Origin of the sequence: Nonomuraea sp. NPDC049725 (assembly GCF_040674795.1) — a bacterium.
GTDB lineage: Bacteria > Actinomycetota > Actinomycetes > Streptosporangiales > Streptosporangiaceae > Nonomuraea > Nonomuraea ceibae.
Window position 1 is genome coordinate 306617 of the sequence record NZ_JBFANJ010000005.1, and the last position, 19643, is coordinate 326259.

21 protein-coding genes and 1 riboswitch are annotated in these 19643 nt (G+C 73.9%); of the genes, 10 read left to right on the forward strand and 11 right to left on the reverse strand.

Annotated features, from left to right (window positions below; all coding sequences use genetic code 11):
• Nucleotides 1–123 precede the first annotated feature (123 nt).
• A complete protein-coding gene (locus AB0J53_RS15630) occupies nt 124–504 on the forward strand; it encodes an SdpI family protein (protein WP_364172358.1) in 381 nt (126 codons plus the stop codon).
• Nucleotides 505–573: 69 nt separating this feature from the next.
• On the forward strand, nt 574–1446 hold the full coding sequence (locus AB0J53_RS15635) for a class I SAM-dependent methyltransferase (protein ID WP_364172360.1): 873 nt from the start codon (nt 574–576) through the stop codon (nt 1444–1446).
• Here the strand turns inward: AB0J53_RS15635 and AB0J53_RS15640 are convergent.
• Nucleotides 1423–1614: a ferredoxin gene (locus AB0J53_RS15640; RefSeq protein WP_219507217.1), complete on the reverse strand. Its 192-nt coding sequence runs from the start codon at nt 1612–1614 to the stop codon at nt 1423–1425. The genes AB0J53_RS15635 and AB0J53_RS15640 overlap by 24 nt on opposite strands.
• A gap of 9 nt (nt 1615–1623) precedes the next feature.
• Nucleotides 1624–2817, reverse strand: coding sequence for a cytochrome P450 (locus AB0J53_RS15645; RefSeq protein WP_364172362.1), 1194 nt, complete (start codon nt 2815–2817; stop codon nt 1624–1626).
• A gap of 95 nt (nt 2818–2912) precedes the next feature.
• Here AB0J53_RS15645 and AB0J53_RS15650 point away from each other — a divergent pair, with 95 nt between their 5' ends.
• Nucleotides 2913–3560, forward strand: coding sequence for a TetR/AcrR family transcriptional regulator (locus AB0J53_RS15650; protein ID WP_219507214.1), 648 nt, complete (start codon nt 2913–2915; stop codon nt 3558–3560).
• A gap of 1 nt (nt 3561) precedes the next feature.
• Here AB0J53_RS15650 and AB0J53_RS15655 read toward each other — a convergent pair whose 3' ends face one another.
• Together AB0J53_RS15655 and AB0J53_RS15660 are read right to left on the reverse strand one after the other, a co-directional pair.
• Nucleotides 3562–5301 (reverse strand): hypothetical protein, encoded by a 1740-nt coding sequence (locus AB0J53_RS15655; RefSeq protein ID WP_364172365.1) that lies wholly within the window; start codon nt 5299–5301, stop codon nt 3562–3564.
• 127 nt (nt 5302–5428) lie between these two features.
• The gene (locus AB0J53_RS15660; RefSeq protein WP_364172367.1) at nt 5429–6124 is read right to left on the reverse strand and encodes a L,D-transpeptidase family protein; all 696 of its coding nucleotides are present in this window, start codon (nt 6122–6124) and stop codon (nt 5429–5431) included.
• A gap of 231 nt (nt 6125–6355) precedes the next feature.
• Between AB0J53_RS15660 and AB0J53_RS15665 the strand changes: the two genes are divergently transcribed.
• Complete coding sequence (locus AB0J53_RS15665) at nt 6356–6832, forward strand: YbaK/EbsC family protein (protein WP_364172369.1); 477 nt, start codon at nt 6356–6358, stop codon at nt 6830–6832.
• 51 nt (nt 6833–6883) lie between these two features.
• Nucleotides 6884–7459, forward strand: a complete 576-nt coding sequence (locus AB0J53_RS15670; RefSeq protein ID WP_364172371.1) for a GNAT family N-acetyltransferase — start codon at nt 6884–6886, stop codon at nt 7457–7459.
• Between the two features lie 223 nt (nt 7460–7682).
• Here AB0J53_RS15670 and AB0J53_RS15675 read toward each other — a convergent pair whose 3' ends face one another.
• On the reverse strand, nt 7683–8288 hold the full coding sequence (locus tag AB0J53_RS15675) for a disulfide bond formation protein DsbA (RefSeq protein WP_364172373.1): 606 nt from the start codon (nt 8286–8288) through the stop codon (nt 7683–7685).
• Between the two features lie 19 nt (nt 8289–8307).
• Nucleotides 8308–9228: a methylenetetrahydrofolate reductase [NAD(P)H] gene (gene metF, locus AB0J53_RS15680; RefSeq protein WP_219507204.1), complete on the reverse strand. Its 921-nt coding sequence runs from the start codon at nt 9226–9228 to the stop codon at nt 8308–8310.
• Nucleotides 9229–9313: 85 nt separating this feature from the next.
• Here metF and AB0J53_RS15685 point away from each other — a divergent pair, with 85 nt between their 5' ends.
• Nucleotides 9314–10381 (forward strand): polyprenyl synthetase family protein, encoded by a 1068-nt coding sequence (locus tag AB0J53_RS15685; protein ID WP_364172375.1) that lies wholly within the window; start codon nt 9314–9316, stop codon nt 10379–10381.
• On the opposite strand, the gene thiE is transcribed toward AB0J53_RS15685, so the two are convergent.
• Genes thiE through AB0J53_RS15700 form a run of 3 tightly spaced genes read right to left on the reverse strand, consistent with a single transcriptional unit; the run spans nt 10362 to nt 12558 of the window.
• The gene (thiE, locus tag AB0J53_RS15690) at nt 10362–11006 is read right to left on the reverse strand and encodes a thiamine phosphate synthase (protein ID WP_364172377.1); all 645 of its coding nucleotides are present in this window, start codon (nt 11004–11006) and stop codon (nt 10362–10364) included. The two genes, AB0J53_RS15685 and thiE, sit on opposite strands and share 20 nt — an antisense overlap.
• Nucleotides 10984–11358 carry an Rv2175c family DNA-binding protein gene (locus tag AB0J53_RS15695; protein ID WP_219507199.1) on the reverse strand — a complete coding sequence of 125 codons (375 nt, stop codon included), beginning with the start codon at nt 11356–11358 and terminating at the stop codon, nt 10984–10986. Before AB0J53_RS15695 ends, thiE begins: the two co-directional genes overlap by 23 nt.
• Before the next feature lie 30 nt (nt 11359–11388).
• Nucleotides 11389–12558, reverse strand: coding sequence for an FAD-dependent oxidoreductase (locus AB0J53_RS15700; RefSeq protein WP_364172380.1), 1170 nt, complete (start codon nt 12556–12558; stop codon nt 11389–11391).
• Between the two features lie 53 nt (nt 12559–12611).
• Nucleotides 12612–12728: riboswitch (TPP riboswitch) on the forward strand.
• Between AB0J53_RS15700 and AB0J53_RS15705 the strand changes: the two genes are divergently transcribed.
• The 4 genes from AB0J53_RS15705 (at nt 12718) to pknB (ending at nt 17076) form a co-directional block, all read left to right on the forward strand.
• The gene (locus tag AB0J53_RS15705) at nt 12718–14043 is read left to right on the forward strand and encodes an FAD-dependent oxidoreductase (RefSeq protein WP_364172382.1); all 1326 of its coding nucleotides are present in this window, start codon (nt 12718–12720) and stop codon (nt 14041–14043) included. It overlaps the preceding riboswitch by 11 nt.
• 41 nt (nt 14044–14084) lie before the next feature.
• Nucleotides 14085–14240 (forward strand): sulfur carrier protein ThiS, encoded by a 156-nt coding sequence (gene thiS, locus AB0J53_RS15710; protein WP_364172384.1) that lies wholly within the window; start codon nt 14085–14087, stop codon nt 14238–14240.
• Nucleotides 14233–14988, forward strand: coding sequence for a thiazole synthase (locus AB0J53_RS15715; protein WP_219507194.1), 756 nt, complete (start codon nt 14233–14235; stop codon nt 14986–14988). Before thiS ends, AB0J53_RS15715 begins: the two co-directional genes overlap by 8 nt.
• A 165-nt stretch (nt 14989–15153) precedes the next feature.
• Entirely contained in the window at nt 15154–17076 is a 1923-nt protein-coding gene (gene pknB, locus AB0J53_RS15720; protein ID WP_364172387.1) for a Stk1 family PASTA domain-containing Ser/Thr kinase, read from the forward strand.
• A gap of 18 nt (nt 17077–17094) precedes the next feature.
• Here pknB and alc read toward each other — a convergent pair whose 3' ends face one another.
• Together alc and allB are read right to left on the reverse strand one after the other, a co-directional pair.
• Nucleotides 17095–18039, reverse strand: coding sequence for an allantoicase (gene alc / locus AB0J53_RS15725; protein ID WP_364172390.1), 945 nt, complete (start codon nt 18037–18039; stop codon nt 17095–17097).
• Nucleotides 18040–19332, reverse strand: coding sequence for an allantoinase AllB (gene allB / locus AB0J53_RS15730; protein ID WP_364172928.1), 1293 nt, complete (start codon nt 19330–19332; stop codon nt 18040–18042).
• Nucleotides 19333–19643 lie beyond the last annotated feature (311 nt).

Here is a 19643-nt window from a genome sequence, read left to right on the forward strand (position 1 = left end):
TCGATCACGCTCGGTGTCAACCTGTTCCACGAACACAGGTTCGATCAGCGTGTCCCAAGAGCCGCCGAACCGTCGCCTGGGGGAGGCCTGACGCCCGTCCCGGCCCTGGCTAGCATGACCGGCATGGGCCCCGTTCTGATGACCGCGATCCTGACCCTTCCGGCTCTCGCCTTGCTGCTGGTCCCGTTCCACGACGAGTCCGGCGCGGCCGACTCCCGTAACGGCCTGGCCGGGCTGCGCACGCGGGAGACGCTGGCCTCGCGTGAGGCGTGGGACGCGGCGCACGCCTGGGCGCGGGGGCCGATGCGCGGGCTGGCGCTGGTCATGGCGGGGGTGCTGGCCGCCGCCGTGGCCGCCGAGGCGGCGCTGGACCTGCCGGAGCCGGCCGGGATGGCGTTCGCCCTGGCGCAGGCGCTGCTGCTGGTGGGCGGGCTGGCGCTGATCGGCCGGCGCGCGCACCTCGTGGCCGCCCGGGTGAACCGGGAGCTCGCGACCGGCTCCTGACGTCCGGGAGCGCGTACGCCCGGGAACGTGCCATCCGCCCCGACTTCACACCCCCCGAGGAGAGGCTCCATGACCGTCGCGTACGACACGAGCTCGCTGGCCAGGTTCACCGGGGCGGTGCGGGGGCGGGTGCCGCTGCTGATCGGCGCGGTGGCGATCGGCGCGCCCGCCGCGTTCGCCTTCGACGCGGGCCTGCAGCTCGGCGAGGACGTGATGCACCTGGGCGGCCCGCTGAGCCTGCGCTCGGTGCGCAACCGGCTGTCGCGGCTGCTGTACGACCGGCGGTTCGGCGTCAGCACGGCTGATTTCGCCGATCTGTCGGATTTCGGGCTCGACCATCCGGAACGGGTCTACTACTCCCCCGCCCACTGGGGCACGCTGCGGCGCGCGCTGCCCCGGGGCCACGTGGGCGGCGGCGACGTGTTCGTTGACCTGGGCGCGGGCAAGGGCCGGATGGCGCTGGAGGCGGCCAGCCGCTACCCGTTCAGGCGGGTGATCGGCGTGGAGCTGTCGGCGGAGCTGACCGAGGTGGCGCGGGCCAACCTGGCCGGCACCCGGCTGCGCCTGCGCGCGGGCGGCGTCGAGTTCGTCAACTCCGACGTGCTGGACTACGTCATCCCGGACGACGCCACGGTGGTGTTCCTGAACAACCCGTTCAGGGGCGAGATCTTCGCGGCCACGATGGACGGCCTGATCGCCTCGGCCGACCGGCGGCCCCGCCCGATCACGGTGATCTACTTCAACCCGGTCGAGGAGGCGTACCTGCTCGGGACCGGGCGTTTCCGCCACGTGCGCACGGTGACGCGCCGCGGCGGGCGGCCCGGCGACGTGTACGGGACGACCCGCGTGTACGAGGTCGTCCCGGCCGTCAGTGACGCCGGTGGCCGCCGGCCCGTGGAGGACGGGCGGCCACCGGCGTCAGGCGATCGCGATCGCCCCTGACGGGCAGAGGGTCACGGCCCGGCGGACCGCGTCCTCCTGGTCGGCGGGCGGCTCGGGCTTCAGCAGCATGACCGTGCCGTCGTCTTCGCTCTGGTCGAACACCTGGGGCGCGGTGAGCGCGCACATGCCCGCCCCGATGCAGACCGTGGTGTCGGCTTTGATCTCCATGTTCTAGACCTACCAGGTGACGGGCAGCCGGTGCACACCGTAGATGCTCATGTCCATGCGCATGGGCACCTCGTGCGGCTCCACGGCCAGGCGCAGACCGGGGAAGCGGCGCAGCAGGGCCGCGTAGCCGATGCGCATCTCGATGCGGGCGAGCTGCTGGCCGAGGCACTGGTGGATGCCGTGGCCGAAGGCCAGGTGGCCGCCCGCGGGCCTGGTGACGTCGAGGGTGTCGGCGCCGGGGAAGCGGCCGGGGTCGCGATTGACGACCGGCAGGTGGAGGGTGACGGCGTCGCCCTTGGCGATGAGCCGCCCGCCGATCTCGACGTCCTCCAGCGCCGCCCGGATCGGGCCCAGGTGGATGATGCTGAGGTAGCGCAGCAGTTCCTCGACGCCGTTGTCGACCACCGACGGGTCGTCGCGCATGGCGGCGAGCTGGTCCGGGTTGGTGAGCAGGGCGTAGGTGCCGAGGCCGAGCATGTTGGCGGTGGTCTCGTGCCCGGCGATCAGCAGCAGGATCGCGACGCCGGTGAGCTCGGCGTCGTCCAGCTCGCCGCCCACGGCCAGGCCGCTGAGCAGGTCGTCCTCGGGGTGCGCGCGCTTGCGCCCGATGAGGCCGCTCAGGTACGCGGAGATCCGGCCGAGCGCGGCGAGCGCGTCGTCGGCCTTGGTCTCCAGGTTGACCAGGATGCGGGAGTCGTCCTGGAACTGCTCGCGGTCCTCGTACGGCACGCCCAGCAGCTCGCAGATGACCAGGGACGGGATCGGCAGCGCGAACGCCTCGACCAGGTCGGCGGGGCGTGGGCCGGCCTCCATGGCGTCCAGGCAGGACTCGGCGATCTCCTGGACGCGCGGTTCGAGCAGTTTCATCCGGCGGACCGTGAACTGGCCGGTGAGGAGCTTGCGGTAGCGGGTGTGCTCGGGCTGGTCCATGCGCAGGAAGAAGCCGGGCGGGACGCTGAACCGGCCGACGTCCTCCGGATTGAAGCCGGGCCGGGCGATCGGCGGGTGCATGAGCTCGGGCCGGTTGCTGAAGCGCGGGTCGGCCAGCACGGCGCGGGCCTCGTCGTAGCCGGTGATCAGCCAGCCCTCGTGGCCGTCGGCGTACGTCATCCGGTGGACCGCGCCCTGCTGCCGGATGCGCGTGAAGGTGTCCGGCGGGTCGAAGGGGCGTTCGCGCCGGGTGGTCATGGTCAGATCGGTCATCTGATGGGCTCCTCTCGCCTCGATCTCCAGAAAAGCTCATCGGATGCAAATTTGCAACAGGTGAAAAACGAACTCGCATGCAGTACAGTTCGCACATGTCAGGACTGCGGGAGCGCAAGAAGCAGCGCACACGCCGGGCGCTGGCCGACGCCGCGATCCGGATGTTCACCGAGAAGGGCTACGAGGAGACGACCATCGCGGAGATCGCGGCCGCGGCCGACGTGTCGACGCGCACGTTCTTCGGCTACTTCGCCAGCAAGGAGGACGTGGTCTTCTACGACTCGGCCGCGCGGCTGGAGGAGCTGCTGGCCCGCGTCGCCGACCGGCGGCCGGGCGAGCCGGTGGCCGAGCTGCTGACGCGGGTGCTCCAGCACGGCATGGACTCCGCGGTCGGCGGTGCGAGCCACGTCCTGGACGAGGCCAAGGGGCGCATGGACCTCATCATGAGCGTGCCGGCGCTCCAGGCGCGGGGCCTGCGCCTGCTGTTCGACAGCCAGTTGCGGCTCGCCGAGGCGGTGCACGAGGCGTACGCCGGCGAGCTCGACCTGGTGGAGGCGGCGGCCGTCGTCGGCTCGCTGGTGGGCGCGGTCAAGCTCGCCACGATGGCGAGCCTGAACAGGGGCGACGTCGGCGATCAGGTGTGGGAGGTGATGGCCATGGCCGCCGGCGTCGCCGTGCGCGGCCTGGCCCACTGGGACCCGGCCGATCCGGGCGGCGCCCGTCCCGGGAGGATGTCCGCCTGAGTCACCTCCTGGGTGACGCGGGGCACGCCGGGTCGCGCCAGGCCGTCCACCCGTGTCCCTTTCCGCCCTCGCCGGTGGCGACCCACCCGGCGGGCGGCGGCCCGGCGTCCTCGGGCACGAGCGCGCTGCAGGCGCCCGGCGGCGGCCCCTGCTTGCGGCCGTCGTACAGGTCCAGGGCCGTCCACCACACGCGGTGGGTGAGCGGCACCCAGATCCCCCAGTGGACCCGCGTGTCGACCGCGAACCCGCCGCCGGGCGGCGGCGCGTGCAGCCAGCCGGTGGCGGGGGCGGGCGGCGCCTTCGGGGCGAGGTCGGCGGCGAAGGCCACGTGCACCGCCGCCAGCACCGCCGTGGCCACCACGATCCGGGTACGGCGGCGGGCGAACAGGCAGGCGGCCGCCAGGCAGGCCAGCAGGATCAGCGCCGCCCGGGACGTCGCGACCAGGTCGAGCGCGTCGCGTACGCCACTGAGGAAGGCCGTCTCGGGGAAGTCGAAGGCGATGTACGCGTAGCGGCGCAGCCGGTCCCCCGCGTACCAGGCGGCGACGCCCCCGGTGGCGGCCAGCAGCGCGGCCGAGGCGGCCACGTGCCGCAGCGCCGCCGCCCGCCGGGCGCGCACCAGCACGAGCAGCCCGGCCAGCATCCAGGCGACCGCCACGCACGACAGGTAGCGGCCGTAGGCGTAGTTGCCGACCCGGTGCTCGTCGGGCAGCGCGGCCGAGGAGGCGTAGGCGATGCCGAGCGTCACGGCCAGCAGCGCGGCGGCCGTCACCCGGCGCGCGAGCGGCCCGCGCCGCACGGCGACGACGGCGGCCCCGGCCAGGCCGACGCCCGCGAGCCCCCAGGTGCCGGCGATCAGGTACCAGAGCTGCCCGGCCGCCCCGGACAGCGCCCACGCCTGCCCGTCCGGCGTGGTGAGCCGGGAGACCAGCAGCGCGGTGAGGTCGCGGGGCCCGCGCGGGTAGAGGGCCGCGGACACCGCCGCGTTGAGCGCCCACCCGGCCGCCGCCACCGCCGCGGCCACCAGCGCCCCGGGGAGCACGGCGCTCCCGTACCCGCGGCGGGCGAGCACCAGCCCGGCCATGAGCACGACGAGGACGGCCAGGACGACCGTGCCGCGCAGGTGCACCGCCGTGGCGTACGCGGCGAGCGCGCCCGCGAGCACCCCTGCCCGTGCTCCCGGCCATGCCCCCGCCCGGCCGGGACCGCGCCTGACCAGGTCGTGCACGGCGAGCAGCCAGGCGAGCACGATGCTGGGCAGGATCGCGTCGGCCAGCGCCAGCCCCGAGAACAGCAGCCCCGGCGGCGCGAGCGCGGCGGCGAACCCCAGCGCCGACGCGCCCCGCCGGCCGATCCCGAACCGCCGCAGCAGCAGGTACGCCAGCGGGAACGCCGTGGCGGCGGCCATCGACCCGGCCACGACCACCAGCCGGTAGACGGTGGCGGGGTCGGAGGTCAGCCAGTGGATCGGCGCCAGCAGCAGCGGGTAGCCGCCCCGGTAGAACGTGGTGCCGCTGAAGTCGGCGGCGGGCCCGCCCGCCAGCCAGCGCGCCCCGGCGAGATAGCCGGTCTCGTCCGGGTTCGCCACCGGCCCGGCGTGATAGCGCGACAGCCACAGCCTCACCAGCACCTGGGCCACGAAGCCCGCCACCAGCAGGCTCGGGAGCGCGAACCGGCGGCGGGCGCGCGGCGGCCGTTCCGGCGCGGCCGGCGGGACGACGGACGGGACAGCGGACAGCACGGATCTCCCCCAGTGCCGTCACCGGGTCCCTCCCGGCGCCGGCCCGGAGAGTCCACCAAGCGCCGCATAACCCCCACGTCACCCGATGTGGTGACGCGGACGTTATGCGGGGGTCAGCGGGCCGGGGTCAGCGCCGGAACTTGCCGCGCACGTGCACGGGGACACCGGTGCCGAGCAGCCCGGGCAGTTCCTCGGCCACGTTCATCGGCAGCCGGACGCAGCCGTGCGAGGCGGGCTGGAGCGGCACCGACAGCGCGCCGTGGAAGGCGATCCCGCCGTTGAAGAAGATCGGGTTGTACAGCTCGCCGAGGTAGGACTTGTGCCAGCCGTCGCGGCGCCAGGTGGTCTTGTACGTGCCCGTCGGGGTGGTGGCCGAGCCGCAGAAGCGCTGCTCCTTGCCCTGCCAGACGGTGGTCTCGCAGTAGGGGATGCCGCTGCCGGAGGAGATGTGGCTGATCAGCCTGGCCTCGCCGCGCACGTACAGGACCAGGATCTGGGTGGTCAGGTTGACCTCTGCGCGGGTCGGCTTGCCGTTGGGGGCCAGGACCTTCGGGGCCTTGGGCGCCTCCAGGGCGGACCAGGTGGCCTTGCCGACGGTGCTGGTCGGCTTGATGCCGTTGACCTTCTGGAACGCCCACACGGCGGCCAGCGTGGTGCCGCCGTAGCGGCCGTCGGCCTTGCCGGGGCGGTAGCCCAGGTCCCGCAGGCGCTGCTGCAGCCAGACGACGGCCTTGCCCTTGTCGCCCAGCTTGAGCTTCTTGTCCGGCGCCGTGACAGGGGCCGTGACAGTGGCCGAGGCGGCGGCGCCCGCGGCCAGGGGCACAGCGGCAGGCACAGCGGCGGCAGGAGCAACAGAGGGAGCGGCTGCTGACGTGTGCGCCACCGTCGTCGTGCCGCATCCGGCGAGTGCGACGGCCCCCGCCGTCAGGAGAGCGGCCATCCCAGGTCGACCCCGCACCGGTATCACCTCTCAAATCATTAACAAACGAATCAACGGACCCTATACCACCACCGGACACGGTCAAGTGATGCTCAACCTGTTTAGAGTGTGCGCATGTCTGAGAAGTTGCCCGCCAACGCGATACGTGTGGAAGCCGCACTCCGGAGCCTGGGAGCGGCCGGCGAGATCGTCGTCCTGCCGGAGAAGGCGCCCACCGCCGCCACCGCGGCGGCCCAGCTCGGCTGCGAGGTCGGCGCGATCGCCAACAGCCTGATCTTCGACGCCGACGGCGAGCCGCTGCTGGTGCTGACCAGCGGCGCGCACCGGGTCGACGTGGAGCTCGTCGCGCGCACCGCCGGCGCGCGGAAGGTGCGCCGGGCCACGCCGGAGTTCGTCAGGGAGGCGACCGGGCAGCCGATCGGCGGCGTGGCGCCCGTGGGTCACCCGGCTCCGGTGCGCACACTGGTGGACACCTGGCTGGGCAAGCACGAGGTGGTGTGGGCCGCGGGCGGCCATCCGCACACGGTGTTCCCGACGACGTTCGACGAGCTCGTGCGCATCACCGGCGGCACCCCGGCCGACGTCGAGTAGGCGCGTGACGGCGTGCCGGGCGCGTGGCCCGGACGGGAGTAGGGTGCGACGATGATCGAGTTTCGCGGTGCGGGGCCCGCCGAGTTCGCCGAGCGGCTGGACACGGTGATCGGCATCTACACCGCCGCCATGCGCCCGCCCGCCGAGCAGATCGCCGGCCGCACCACAATCATGCGAAATCATGGGACATATCCCTATTTCCAGTGCTATTTCGCAGAATTGCACGATTCACTCCGTACGGCCAGTCCGCTGGTCGTCGGGTTCGCGTACGGGTTCCGCGGCGCGCCGGGCCAGTGGTGGCACGAGGTCGTGCTGCGGGCCCTGCGCGAGCGCGCGGGCGACGAGGCCGCCGAGGCATGGATGGGCCACGCCTTCGAGCTGGCCGAGATCCACGTGCACCCCGACTACCAGGGCAAGGGCATCGGCCGCGCGATGATCACCACGCTGTGCGCCGGCCGCCCCGAGCGCACCGCGGTCCTGTCGACGCACGACCGGCCGACGGCCGCCCGCCACCTCTACGCCAGCATGGGCTTCACCGACCTGCTGACCGGCTTCGTCTTCCCCGGCGGCCACGAGGCGTACGCGATCGCGGCCCGCCCGCTCCCCCTCCCGCCGCCCTCCGCCTGACGCCTCGCGCCGGCCTCTGCCTGACGCCTCCCGCTGCCCTCCGCCTGACGCCTCCCGCTGCCCTTCGCCTGACGCCTCCCGCTGCCCTTCGCCTGACGCGAGGTTTTATCAGGCTTGGCACGGGGCACCAAATATTACAGAGAGCACACGCTCTTTTACTCTCCGATCGCAGGTCCCCTGCCGTCACCCGCCCGGTCCCCCTGCGGGCGGGTGACGGCGCCGCTCAGCGCAGCACGGGGTTGGCCCTCGGCCGCCCCTTGAGCTCGTGGAAGTGCGGGGTGCCGGCCACCAGCAGCACGCCGTCCCACAGCCGCCCGGCCGCCTCGCCCTCGGGCACGCGGGAGATCACCGGGCCGAAGAAGGCGACGCGCTCCCCCGGCGACGCGGTCACGGCGACGACCGGCGTGCCCGACTCGCCGCCGATCGCGGCCATCGCCCGCGCGTGCGAGGCCCGTACGAGGTCGTCGGACTCGGGGGTGAGCGCCGCGTCGGCGAGGTCCTCCGGCAGGCCGGCGGCCCGCAGGGCCGTCGTCAGGTCGCCGAGCCAGTCCTGGTCGTCGTCGCCGCCGGTGGTCCACAGCGCGGTGTAGAGGCGGCCGAGCGCGTCGGAGCCGTAGCGGTCGGCCACGGAGGCGCACAGCCGGGCGGGCACCCACAGGTAGCCTTCCGGGTCGCCCTCGGGATCGTCGTCGCGGCCCTCGTTGAGCACCGACAGGCTCATCACGTGCCAGCGTGCCTCGACCGGCCGCACCCGGGTCACCTCCACGAGCCAGCGGGAGGTGAGCCACGTGTAGGGGCAGGACGGGTCGAGCCAGAAGTCTGCGATCACCCGTCCAGTCAACAGGAGATCAGCCCGGGACGGGTGCCGGCTCGATCCGCTGGAACACCTCGCGCGAGGCGCTGGAGCGGTTGAAGGTGATGAAGTGGATGCCGGGGGCGCCCTCGTCGAGCAGCCGCTGGCACAGCTCGGCGCCGTGCTCGATGCCGAGGGCGCGCACGGCGGCCGGGTCGTCGGCGACGGCCTCGAAGCGGGCCGCCACGTCGGGCGGGAACGGCGCGCCGGACAGCTGCTCGGAGCGGGCGATCGTGCTCATCTGCGTCACCGGCATCACGCACGGGATGATCGGCGTGTCGCAGCCCCGGGCCGCCACCCTGTCGCGCAGCCGCAGGTAGTCGTCGGCCTGGAAGAACATCTGCGTGATCGCGTAATCGGCCCCGGCACGGCACTTGCGCACGAAGAACTCGGTGTCGGACTCGATGGACGGCGAGCGCGGGTGCTTGTAGGGGAACGCGGCCACGCCCACGCAGAAGTCGCCGGCCTGGCGGATCAGCCGCACCAGCTCCTCGGCGTAGAGGACGCCCTCGGGGTGCTGGACCCACTCGCCGCCCGGGTCGCCGGGCGGGTCGCCGCGCACGGCCAGGATGTTGCGCACCCCGGCGTCGGCGAAGCGGCCGACCAGGTGGCGCAGCTCGCGCACGGAGTGGTTGACGGCGGTGAAGTGGGCGACGGGCGTCAACGTGGTGCCGCGCGCGACCCGCTCCACGATGTCGACGGTGCGGTCACGGGTGGTGCCGCCCGCGCCGTAGGTCACCGAGACGAACGTCGGCCGCAGCGACTCCAGCTCCCTGATCGCCTTCCACAGCTGGCGCTCGCCCTCGTCGGTCTTCGGCGGGAAGAACTCGAAGGAGAACGACCGGCCGCCGGAGGCGAGCAGCTCCCGGACGGTGGGGACGCGATCGGGCAGGACGGAGGGTCGACCAAGGGCCATGCGACAAGATTACCCGGTGGCCGCGCGGCGCCCGACTCTCTACCTGCTCGGTATGGCCGATATGTCCGGCCACTAGTCTCAAGGCATGAGCACAGACGCCGCGAAGATGGACAACCTGCGCGCCCAGGTGGACCGTCGCATCAGGGAGTTCGTCGAACGGCAGTTGCCCGTCACCGGCGACCCCGACCTGGAACCGCTGCGCACCGCCGCCGACGAGCTGCTGGCGGGCGGCAAGAGACTGCGCCCGGCCTTCTGCTACTGGGGCTGGCGAGCTGCCGGAGGCGGCGACGTGCCGGAGATCTTCACCGCCGCCGCCTCGCTGGAGCTGCTTCAGGCCAGCGCCCTGGTGCACGACGACGTGATGGACAAGAGCGACCTGCGCCGCGGCATGCCCGCCGCCCACCGGCGCTTCCAGACGCTGCACGAGAAGTCGGGCTGGCACGGCTCGGCCACGCAGTTCGGCGAGGGCGCCGCGATCCTGCTCGGCAACCTGCTGCTGATCTGGTCGGGCGAGATGTGGCGCACCAGCGGCCTGCCCGCGCGGGCGCTGGCGGCGGCCCAGCCGGTGCACGACCACATGCGCACCGAGCTTATGTGCGGCCAGTATCTCGACCTGCTGGAGCAGGCGCACGGCGAGAACACCTTCGACTCGGCGCTGCGCGTGGCCCTGTACAAGAGCGGCAAGTACTCCGTCGAGCACCCGCTCCGCCTCGGCCTGGCGCTCGCCTCCGGCGGCCTGGAGCCGTGGATCGACGAGCTGTGCACCACGTACGGCACCCGGGTCGGCATCGCCTTCCAGCTGCGCGACGACATCCTTGGCGTGTTCGGGGACCCCGCGCAGACCGGCAAGCCGGCCGGCGACGACCTGCGCGAGGGCAAGCGGACGATGCTGGTGGCGCGCACCCTGGCCGCCGCCACCCCCGAGCAGGCCGGCGTGGTGCGCCGCCTGCTCGGCGACCCCGCGCTCGACGAGCCTGGCGTGGCCGCGCTGCGCGAGATCATCGAGGGCACGGGCGCGCTGCGGGCGTGCGAGGACATGATCGGCGACTATCTCGGCGAGGCGCTCGCCTCGCTCGACCAGGCGCCGATCACGCCCGAAGCCCGCACCGCGCTGGCCGGGCTCGCCGTGGCGGCTACGTCACGGCGGACGTGAGCCGCTTGGCGAACTCGGCGGCGGCTGCCCCGGGGTCGTCGGCCTCGGTGATGGCGCGCACCACCACGACGCGGCGAACCCCGTAGGACATGACCTCGTCCAGGTTGGCCAGGTCGATGCCGCCGATGCCGAACCAGGGCCGGTCACTGCCGAGCGCCGCCGCGTGCCGGAGCAGCGACGGGCCCGGCGCGTGCCGGCCCGGCTTGGTCGGCGTGGGCCAGATCGGCCCACAGCAGAAATAGTCGACGCCCTCCTCCACCGCCGCGGCGGAAGCCTCGGCAGCGGAGTGGGTGGACCGACCGATGACGATGTCGTCGCCGAGCATTTCTCGCGCGACCGTCACCGGAAGGTCGTCCTGCCCCAGATGGAGCACGTCAGGCCGGGCGGCGAAGGCGATGTCGGCCCGGTCGTTGACCGCCAGCAGCCGGCCGTGCCGGTCGCAGGCGTCGCGGAAGACCTCCAGGAGCGCGAGCTCCTCGCGCGCCTCCAGGCCCTTCTCCCGCAACTGGACGATGTCCACGCCGCCGGCCAGCGCCGCGTCGAGGAAATCGGCCAGGTCGCCCCTGTCACGCCGCCCGTCGGTGCACAGGTAGAGGCGGGCGTCAGAAAGCGAGGGCTTGGGCACGGCGCTTGACCTCGGTGTGACGACCGGCCTTGATCGCCTGGACGGGCGACCCCGGCAGCGAGTCGTCAGGGGTGAACAGCCAGCGCAGCGCCTCCACATCGTCGTACCCGGCGTCGCGGAGCACGGTCAGCGTGCCCGGAAGGCCTTTCACCACGTCCTTTCCGTCGAGGAACACCGCGGGCACCTGTGGCCCGCCGCTGCCGCGGCGCACGCCGAGCAGCTTGTGATCCTTGAGGAGTTGCTTGGCCCGTCCCATCGAGAGGTCGAGGCGCTGGGCCACTTCGGGGAGAGTGAGCCACTCGTCAACGAGCTGGTCGGTCTCCCGGTCGATCTGTGCAACAGAAAGCGTCACGAAACCACAACTACCACATGCCGCGCTTGCTCAAACAACACAATCCCGTAGGGGTACATCTGGATCTACCAGGCGTTCCGCGTACAGACGACGGCCCTCCTGGATGATCCGGCGGCCCTGCACGAGGTCGCGGGGCCGGTCGACGGCCAGCACCGCCGCCAGCCCGCCCTCGGCCGTCAGCCAGCAGGCCGACCACTTGCCCTCCGGCCCGCCCCGGTAGAGCAGGCGCTCGCCCGCCGGGTGGTGGCCGGCGTACTGCACCATGTGGCCGAACTGCTCCGACCAGAAGTACGGGACCGGATCGTACACGGCCTCCTCGCCCAGCAGCGTCGCGGCGGCCACCTCCGGGGCGCTCAGCGCGGTGTCCCAGTGCTCCACGCGCAGCCGGGTGCCGTAGCGGCTCGACCACCAGGCGGCGCAGTCGCCCACCGCCACCACGCCGGGCAGCGACGTGCGCAGCCGCTCGTCCGTGACCACGCCGTTGTGCAGGTCGACGTCCGAGCCCGCCAGCCACTCCACGGCCGGGCGGACGCCGATGCCCGCCACGACCACGTGCGCCTCCACGAACCCGCCGCCGACCAGCTCCACGCCGCCCTCGTCGACCGACGCGACCATCGTGTCCAGCCGCAGGTCGATGCCGTCGTACCAGCTCTCCGTCCGGGCGCCGATCTCCTCGCCGACCGCCTGCGCCAGCGGGGTCCGGCCCGCCTCCAGCACGGTGACGGCGCAGCCGGCCCGGCGGGCGGCCGTGGCCACCTCCGCGCCGATCCAGCCCGCGCCCGCGACCACCACCCGCGCGCCCGGCACCAGGCGGGCCCGCAGCTCCAGCGAGTCGTCCAGCGTCCGCAGCACGTGCTGCGGGCCGTCACCCGGCAGCGGGATCGGCTCCGCGCCCGTCGCGATGACCAGGCCGTCGTAGCCCAGCTCGCCCTCGGTCGTCTCCACCACGCCCGCACGCAGCGACTTGGCCGAGACGCCCGGCCTGAAGTCCACCTCCAGCGCGTCCAGGTCGGAGTCGACGAAGCTGGAGTCGGCCGAGCCGAGCAGCACCGCCTTCGACAACGGCGGCCGATCGTAGGGCCGGTGCCGTTCCTGGCCGATCAACGTGATCCGGCCGCCGAACCCCCGTGCCCGCAGCGCCTCGACGCTGCGCACGCCCGCAAGACCCGCTCCCACCACCACGACGCGATTCACGTTCATGACCATAACGGGGGCGGTGCCGCGGCGTCGCACCGAGGCCGTAGGCTGGGGGACGTAAGACGCGCGGGAGTCCGGCCGTAACCGGGCTGAGAGGAAGGCTTCACCGGGCCTTCGACCGCAAGACACCTGATCCGGATCATGCCGGCGAAGGGAGCGGACATGGACGTGATCGTGGGCGGCGGAGTCGTCGGACTGTCGATCGCCTGGCGCCTAGCCCGCTCGGGCCGCGCCGTCACCGTGGTCGACCCGGCCCCCGCCTCGGGCGCCTCCCACGCCGCGGCCGGGATGCTGGCGCCGGTCAGCGAGGTGACCTACACCGAGGAGCCGCTGCTCCGGCTCGGCATCGCCGCCCTGCGCCGCTGGCCCGCCTTCGCCGCCGACCTCACCGCCGACGCCGCCCTCCCCCCTGGACGGACCGGCGCCCACACGAGCGGCCCCACCGCCACCGGCGCACCCCTGCCCTCCGGAGGCGCCTCCCTGGACGGACCTCCCGCGGGATCCGGCGGCGCGGCACGGGCCGGGGGTGCGAGCGGTCCCGTCGTCTCCGGGCCCGGCGCGGCGTCCTCCCACGAGGGCGCCGCAGGGGTCGACCCGCTCGATGGGCTCTCGATGCTCGGCGGGGTGTCGGCCGAGCAGCGGGACGTGCTGGATCTGCGGTCCGACGGGACACTGGACGTGGCGTTCGGCGGGGACGACCTGGCCGCGCTCGGGGAGCTGGCCGCGTTCATGGAGAAGCTCGGCCTGCCGGTGGAGCGGCTGACCGGGCGCGAGTGCCGGCGGCTGGAGCCGATGCTGGCGCCGTCCGTGCGCGGCGGTCTGCTGGCGCCCGGCGACGCGTGGGTGGACCCGCGCCGCGTCACCGCCGCCCTGCTCGTGGCCCTGGAGCGGCGGGGCGTCCCGCTGGTACGGGAGCGCGTGGCGGGGCTGTCGCGCGAGGGCGGCCGGGTGACCGGCGTACGCCTGGAGTCCGGGGAGGAGATCTTCGGCGAGCGGGTGGTCCTGGCCGCCGGGGCGTGGAGCGCCGGGCTGGCCGACGTTCCGGTACGGCCGGTCAAGGGGCAGATCATGCGCCTGCGCTCCCCCGAGCCGCTGCTGGGCCGGTGCGTGCGCGGGATGGTGCACGGCACGCCGGTCTACCTGGTGCCCCGGGGCGACGGGGAGCTCGTGGTGGGGGCCACGCAGGAGGAGCTCGGGTTCGACACCCGGGTGACCGCCGGCGGACTGTACGAGCTGCTGCGCGACGCCAGGGAGCTGGTCCCGGGGGTGACGGAGCTGGAGGTCGCCGACGTGGTGGCGGGGCTGCGGCCGGGCACGCCGGACAACCTGCCGATCATCGGCCCCGGCTCGGCCCCGGGGCTGGTGCTGGCCACGGGGCATTTCCGGGGCGGGGTGCTGATGGCCCCGCTCACGGCCGCGATCCTGCAGGGCGAGGAGGGCGACCTCGCGTCCCTGTGCTCACCCGCTAGATTTCGGGATATTTCATGAAATTGATGATCAATGGAAGTACGCACGACGTGGCTGACGGCATGACCGTCGCACAGGCCGTACAGACCCTGACCACCGCCACCACCGGCGTCGCGGTGGCCGTGAACGACGAGGTCGTCGCGCGCGGCGCGTGGGAGACGACGGCGCTGCGCGACAGCGACCGCGTGGAGGTGCTGACGGCGGTGCAAGGTGGATGACCTGATCATCGCCGGGGAGAAGTTCTCCTCCCGGCTCATCATGGGCACCGGCGGCGCGCCGTCGCTGGAGGTGCTGGACCAGGCGCTGGCCGCGTCGGGCACCGAGCTGACGACGGTGGCCATGCGGCGGCTCGACCCGGCCGCCCGCGGCTCGGTGCTGGACGTGCTGCGCGAGCGCGGCATCAAGGTGCTGCCCAACACGGCGGGCTGTTTCACCGCGGGCGACGCGGTGCTGACGGCCCGGCTCGCCCGGGAGGCGCTGGGCACCTCGTGGGTCAAGCTGGAGGTCATCGCCGACGAGCGAACCCTGCTGCCCGACCCGATCGAGACGTTCGACGCGGCCGAGCGGCTCGTGGCCGACGGGTTCACCGTGCTGCCCTACATCGGCGACGACCCGGCGCTCGCCCGCCGGCTGGAGCAGGCCGGATGCGCTGCGGTGATGCCGCTGGGCGCGCCGATCGGCTCCGGGCTGGGCATCCGCAACCCGCACAACATCGAGCTGATCGTCGAGGCGGCCGGGGTTCCGGTCATCCTGGACGCGGGCATCGGCACGGCCAGTGACGCGGCGCTGGCGATGGAGCTGGGCTGCGACGCCGTGCTCCTGGCCACCGCCGTGACGCGGGCCCAGCGGCCCGACCTGATGGCGGCGGCGATGCGCGAGGCGGTCCGCGCGGGCCGCATGGCGCGGCAGGCGGGGCGCATCCCGCGCCGCCGCTACGCCGAGGCGTCCTCCCCGCTGACCCCCTGACGGGACCTTCTTCCCGTCTGCCGGGGACGCACCGGCTCTCCGGGGCCGGTGCCGGGGTGGCCTGTGCGACGGCGGGGCACGTGAGAGGCCGGGCGGGGCACGGGTCGGCATCGGTTTCGGATGGTCAGGCCCTCCCGGGTGCGAAACGCCCGTAAACTCAGCGGGGTGGACACGACGACTGCCGACCCGTTGGTCGGCCGGCTGCTCGATGGACGCTACCGCGTCGAGTCCCGGATCGCCCGGGGCGGCATGGCGACCGTCTACCTCGCGCTCGACATCCGGCTGGACCGGACCGTCGCGCTGAAGGTCATGCACCGCTCGCTCGCCGACGACCCGGCGTTCGTGCGCAGGTTCATCGGCGAGGCGAAGTCGGTGGCCAGCCTCTCCCACCCCAACGTGGTGCACGTCTTCGACCAGGGCACCGACACCGACGTGGTCTATCTGTCGATGGAGTACGTGCCGGGCAAGACGCTGCGTGACATCCTGCGCGAGCGCGACCGGCTGCCGGCCCGCGAGGCGCTGGAGATCATGATCCCGGTGCTGGCGGCGCTCGGCGCGGCCCACCAGGCCGGGATGGTCCACCGTGACGTCAAGCCCGAGAACGTGCTGCTGACCGCCGACGGCCGGGTCAAGGTCGTGGACTTCGGCCTGGCCAGGGCGATCGAGGCGACCAACCAGACGCGCACCGGCGTGATGATCGGCACGATCGGCTACATGTCGCCCGAGCAGGTGACGACCGGCGGCGCCGACGTGCGCAGCGACGTCTACGCGGCGGGCATCATGCTGTTCGAGCTGGTCACCGGCAGGCAGCCGTACGACGGCGAGACGCCCATGTCGGTGGCCTACCGGCACGTCCACGACACGGTCCCGGCGCCGTCGTCCCTGATCCACGACGTGCCGCCGCAGATCGACGCGCTGGTGGCGCACGCCACGGCCCGCGAGCCGCACGACCGCCCGGCCGACGCGACCGCGATGCTGGTGGCGGCCGTCGAGGCGCACCGCACGCTGCCCCGGCTGAGCGAGCCCGGCCGCGCGTCCGGCGCCCACTCCAGGCCGCACCCGATGCCGTCCACGATGCCGCCCGCCGCCGCTCCCGCGCACACGCTGATCCAGCCGCGCGCCGAGGTGCCGGCCGCGCCGCCGCCCCCGCCGCGCGGGCGGGGCAAGGGCGGCGGGTTCCGGCCCAACTGGTTCCTGGTGGGGCTGGCCGCGGTGATGGTCGTCGCCGTGGCGCTGACCGGCCTCTACTTCTCGCAGAAGACGCTGGCCGTGGTGCCCGACCTCGTCGGCAAGAACCTCGCGGTCGCCGAGCAGAACGCCCGCAACCTGGGCTTCAAGGTGCGCCGCGTGGAGGGCCGCCACGACGAGGAGGTGGCCGAGGGGCTCGTCCTGGAGATGGACCCGGCCGCCAAGACCGAGGTCGAGGCCGGGCAGACGATCACGCTGGTGCCGTCGCTCGGCCCCAAGCGGGTGCTGGTGCCGAAGGTGCAGGGCCTGACCGAGCAGGACGCCCGCAACGCCATCGGCAGCGCCGGCCTGACCGTGGGCAAGGTCCGCCGCCTGCAGAACCTGGAGGTCGCGCGCAACTCCGTCATCCGCACCTCCCCGCAGGTGGGCGAGAAGGTCAAGGAAGGCGCCAAGATCGACCTGTACGTGAGCGCCGGGCTGGTGATGCCCGACGTCGACGGCATGCCGAAGGACCAGGCCGCCGCGTTCCTCAGCCAGCAGGGCTTCCAGGTGCAGGTCACCGAGGTCGACGACGACGCCGAGCCGTGCACGGTGATCGCGCAGGCGCCCAAGGCCAAGGCGGAGGTCGACCAGGGCATCCCGGCGATGATCACGGTGTCGCGCTGCCAGACGGACTTCTGGCACTGGTTCAACGGTGACCAGGAGGCCCGCGACGACCAGCAGTTCGTCATCGTGCCGCAGGTGATGGGCAAGAACGTCAACGACGCCCGCAACGAGCTGCGGGCACTGGGCTTCCGGGTGCGGGTGCGCACGGTGGGCGGCGGCGGCGTGGTGCGTTTCCAGCGCCCGGCCCCCAACAGCGAGCGCCCGCCCAACTCCGAAGTGCTGCTCTGGCACTAGGCGCCCGGCGCTGAGAGGTCAGGCCAGGGTGCCGAGCAGGCGTACTCTGGCCAGCCCGCCGTCGGGGTGGATGTCGACGCGTACGCGCTCGACGGGCTCGGTGTGGCTCAGCCGGAAGCGGTGCGGCGTGTCGGGCAGCAGCGGGGTCGTCGGCAGCAGCTCGACCTCGCGGTCGCCGTCGAGGCCGGTGAGTGTGACGGCGGCGGGCGCGTTGTGCAGCAGGTGGGTGGTGTCGATCTCGGCGACCCTGATGAGGCCGCGCCCGGCCAGCCGGATGACCAGCCAGTCGTTGCCGCCGTCACGGCGGCGCGCGGTCTCCCAGCCTTCGGCCTGGTGGCGGGGCAGGCCGGGGGCGATGACGTGGTGCGGCTCGGAGTAGAACGCGTCGGAGCAGGCGGTGACCAGCCCGCCGTTGGCCATGGCCGCCAGGTCCAGGCCGAGCCCCTCGTACACCGACAGGTCGGCCCGGGGCTCGCCGTGCACCCGCAGCCGGGCGACGCCGCCGTCGGGGAAGATGTTCAGCCGCACGTGCGTCCAGCGGCGCTCGCCGGTGACCTCGAACGGGTGGGCGGCGTCGCCGCCGAGCGGGCTGCGCGGCACGATCTCCGTCCACGCCGCCCCGGCCAGCTCGGCGGGCGCAGGATGCCCGGCGACCTCGGCGGCCTCGACGGACGCGGACGAGGGATGGTTGCCGGTGAACCAGGCGGTGTCGACGACCACGCCGCGGATCACGCCGGGCAGGCCGAGCCGCACCAGCGCCCAGTCGTGGCCGGGCTCGCGGCGGCGGCGGGTCTCCCAGCCGTCGTAGACCTGCCCCTTGCCGCCGAACGTGGCGGGCCGGAACTCCGGGCGGCCGGGCCTGATCAGCGCCTCCTTCTCGGCGAACGCCTCGTCGCTGGCGGCGACGACCGCTCCGCCGTGGCCGCGCAGCGCGAGGTCGGGCAGGTGGGTGAAGCTCGGCATCTACGTTCCCCTCAGCAAGGTCCCGTGCGGCACGCCGTCGGCGGGCCTGCCGCGCAGCCAGGTGGTCAGGACGGCGCCCCTGAGCGCGTGGCCGTGGTAGGGCGTGATCGGGTGGCGGTGGTGCAGCCGCGCGGCGTCCACGGGCTCGACGGCGTCGGGGTCGAAGGCCACCAGGTCGGCGTCGTTGCCCGGGACGATGCCGCCCTTGCCGGGCAGGCCCGCCAGCGCGGCCGGGCCCGCCGCCATCCACCGGGCCACGTCGGCGAGCCCGTGGCCGCGCCGCGCCGCCTCCGTCCACACGACGCGCAGCCCGAGCTGCAGCGAGGCGACGCCGCCCCACGCGGCGGCGAAGTCGGGCACCTTGAGGTCGGCGGTGGCGGGCGAGTGGTCGGAGACGACGCAGCTCAGCACGCCCCGGGCGAGCCCGTCCCACAGCAGGTCGCGGTTGCCGGCCGAGCGGATGGGCGGGCAGCACTTGTACGCGGTGCCGCCCTCGGGCACCCGTTCGGCGTCGAGCGCCAGGTAGTGGGGGCAGGTCTCGGCGCTGACCGGCAGCCCGGCGGCCCGCGCCGCCTCCAGCACCGGCAGGCACTCGGCGCTGGAGACGTGCAGGACGTGCGCCCGCGCGCCCGTCTCGGCCGCCAGCCGGACCACCAGCTCGACCGCACTGCGCTCGGCCGCTCCCGGCCGCGACGCCAGGAACTCCCGGTACGAGGGGCCCGCGCAGTCCGCCAGCAGCGCCGGGTCCTCGGCGTGCACGATCAGCAGCCCGCCGAACCCGGCGATCTCCGCCATGACCTCCCGCAGCTCGCCCGGCCCGAGCGGCGGGAACTCCGGCACGCCCGACGGCGACAGGAAGCACTTGAACCCGAATACGCCCGCCTCGTGCAGCCGCCGCAGCTCCTTGAGGTTGCCGGGCACGGCGCCGCCCCAGAAGCCGACGTCCACGTGGCACCGGCCCTCGGCGGCGCGCCGCTTCACGGCGAGCGCGGCGGCGTCCACGGTCGGCGGGAGCGAGTTGAGCGGCATGTCGACGATCGTCGTGACGCCTCCGGCCGCGGCGGCCCTGGTCGCGCTGGCGAACCCCTCCCAGTGGGTGCGGCCCGGCTCGTTCACGTGCACGTGCGTGTCGACCAGGCCGGGCAGCAGCGCCAGGTCGCGCAGGTCGACGTCCTCGGCGGCGGCCAGCTCCGCGTCGTACGGGCACAGCGCCTCGATCCGGCCGCCGCGCACCGCCACGGCCACCGGCCGCACCCCGTCGGGCGTCACCCCCCTCCTCGACCGCACCACCAGCTCGTACGCACCCCCGCCCGAGCTGACGGAGGCGACGACAGCCGACCCCGGAACGGAGTCCGCCGAGCCCGAGGCGGACGGCACCTGGGCGGGCGGCACCTGGGCGGCCGGGACCGAGGCCACCGGGACCGGGGCGGGCGGGACCTGGGTGGGCGCCACCGAGTCCGCCGAGCCCGGGGCGGCCCCAACCGAAGCCACCGAGACCGAGGCCGCCCCGGCTGAGGCCACCGGGGCCGAAGCAGCCCGAACCGAGGCAGCCGAGACCGAAGCCGCCGTGACCGAGGCGGCCCCAACCGAGGCCGCCGGGTTCG

What these genes read in the sequence shown, in the direction of transcription:
- AB0J53_RS15700 (WP_364172380.1), bottom strand. Translation starts at nt 12,558, where the DNA reads ATGAACGTGAATCGCGTCGTGGTGGTGGGAGCGGGTCTTGCGGGCGTG.
- AB0J53_RS15670 (WP_364172371.1), top strand. Translation starts at nt 6,884, where the DNA reads ATGATCGAGTTTCGCGGTGCGGGGCCCGCCGAGTTCGCCGAGCGGCTG.
- AB0J53_RS15630 (WP_364172358.1), top strand. Translation starts at nt 124, where the DNA reads ATGGGCCCCGTTCTGATGACCGCGATCCTGACCCTTCCGGCTCTCGCC.
- AB0J53_RS15645 (WP_364172362.1), bottom strand. Translation starts at nt 2,817, where the DNA reads ATGACCGATCTGACCATGACCACCCGGCGCGAACGCCCCTTCGACCCG.
- metF (WP_219507204.1), bottom strand. Translation starts at nt 9,228, where the DNA reads ATGGCCCTTGGTCGACCCTCCGTCCTGCCCGATCGCGTCCCCACCGTC.
- AB0J53_RS15650 (WP_219507214.1), top strand. Translation starts at nt 2,913, where the DNA reads ATGTCAGGACTGCGGGAGCGCAAGAAGCAGCGCACACGCCGGGCGCTG.
- thiS (WP_364172384.1), top strand. Translation starts at nt 14,085, where the DNA reads ATGACCGTCGCACAGGCCGTACAGACCCTGACCACCGCCACCACCGGC.
- AB0J53_RS15685 (WP_364172375.1), top strand. Translation starts at nt 9,314, where the DNA reads ATGAGCACAGACGCCGCGAAGATGGACAACCTGCGCGCCCAGGTGGAC.
- AB0J53_RS15640 (WP_219507217.1), bottom strand. Translation starts at nt 1,614, where the DNA reads ATGGAGATCAAAGCCGACACCACGGTCTGCATCGGGGCGGGCATGTGC.
- AB0J53_RS15635 (WP_364172360.1), top strand. Translation starts at nt 574, where the DNA reads ATGACCGTCGCGTACGACACGAGCTCGCTGGCCAGGTTCACCGGGGCG.
- AB0J53_RS15665 (WP_364172369.1), top strand. Translation starts at nt 6,356, where the DNA reads ATGTCTGAGAAGTTGCCCGCCAACGCGATACGTGTGGAAGCCGCACTC.
- alc (WP_364172390.1), bottom strand. Translation starts at nt 18,039, where the DNA reads ATGCCGAGCTTCACCCACCTGCCCGACCTCGCGCTGCGCGGCCACGGC.
- AB0J53_RS15705 (WP_364172382.1), top strand. Translation starts at nt 12,718, where the DNA reads ATGGACGTGATCGTGGGCGGCGGAGTCGTCGGACTGTCGATCGCCTGG.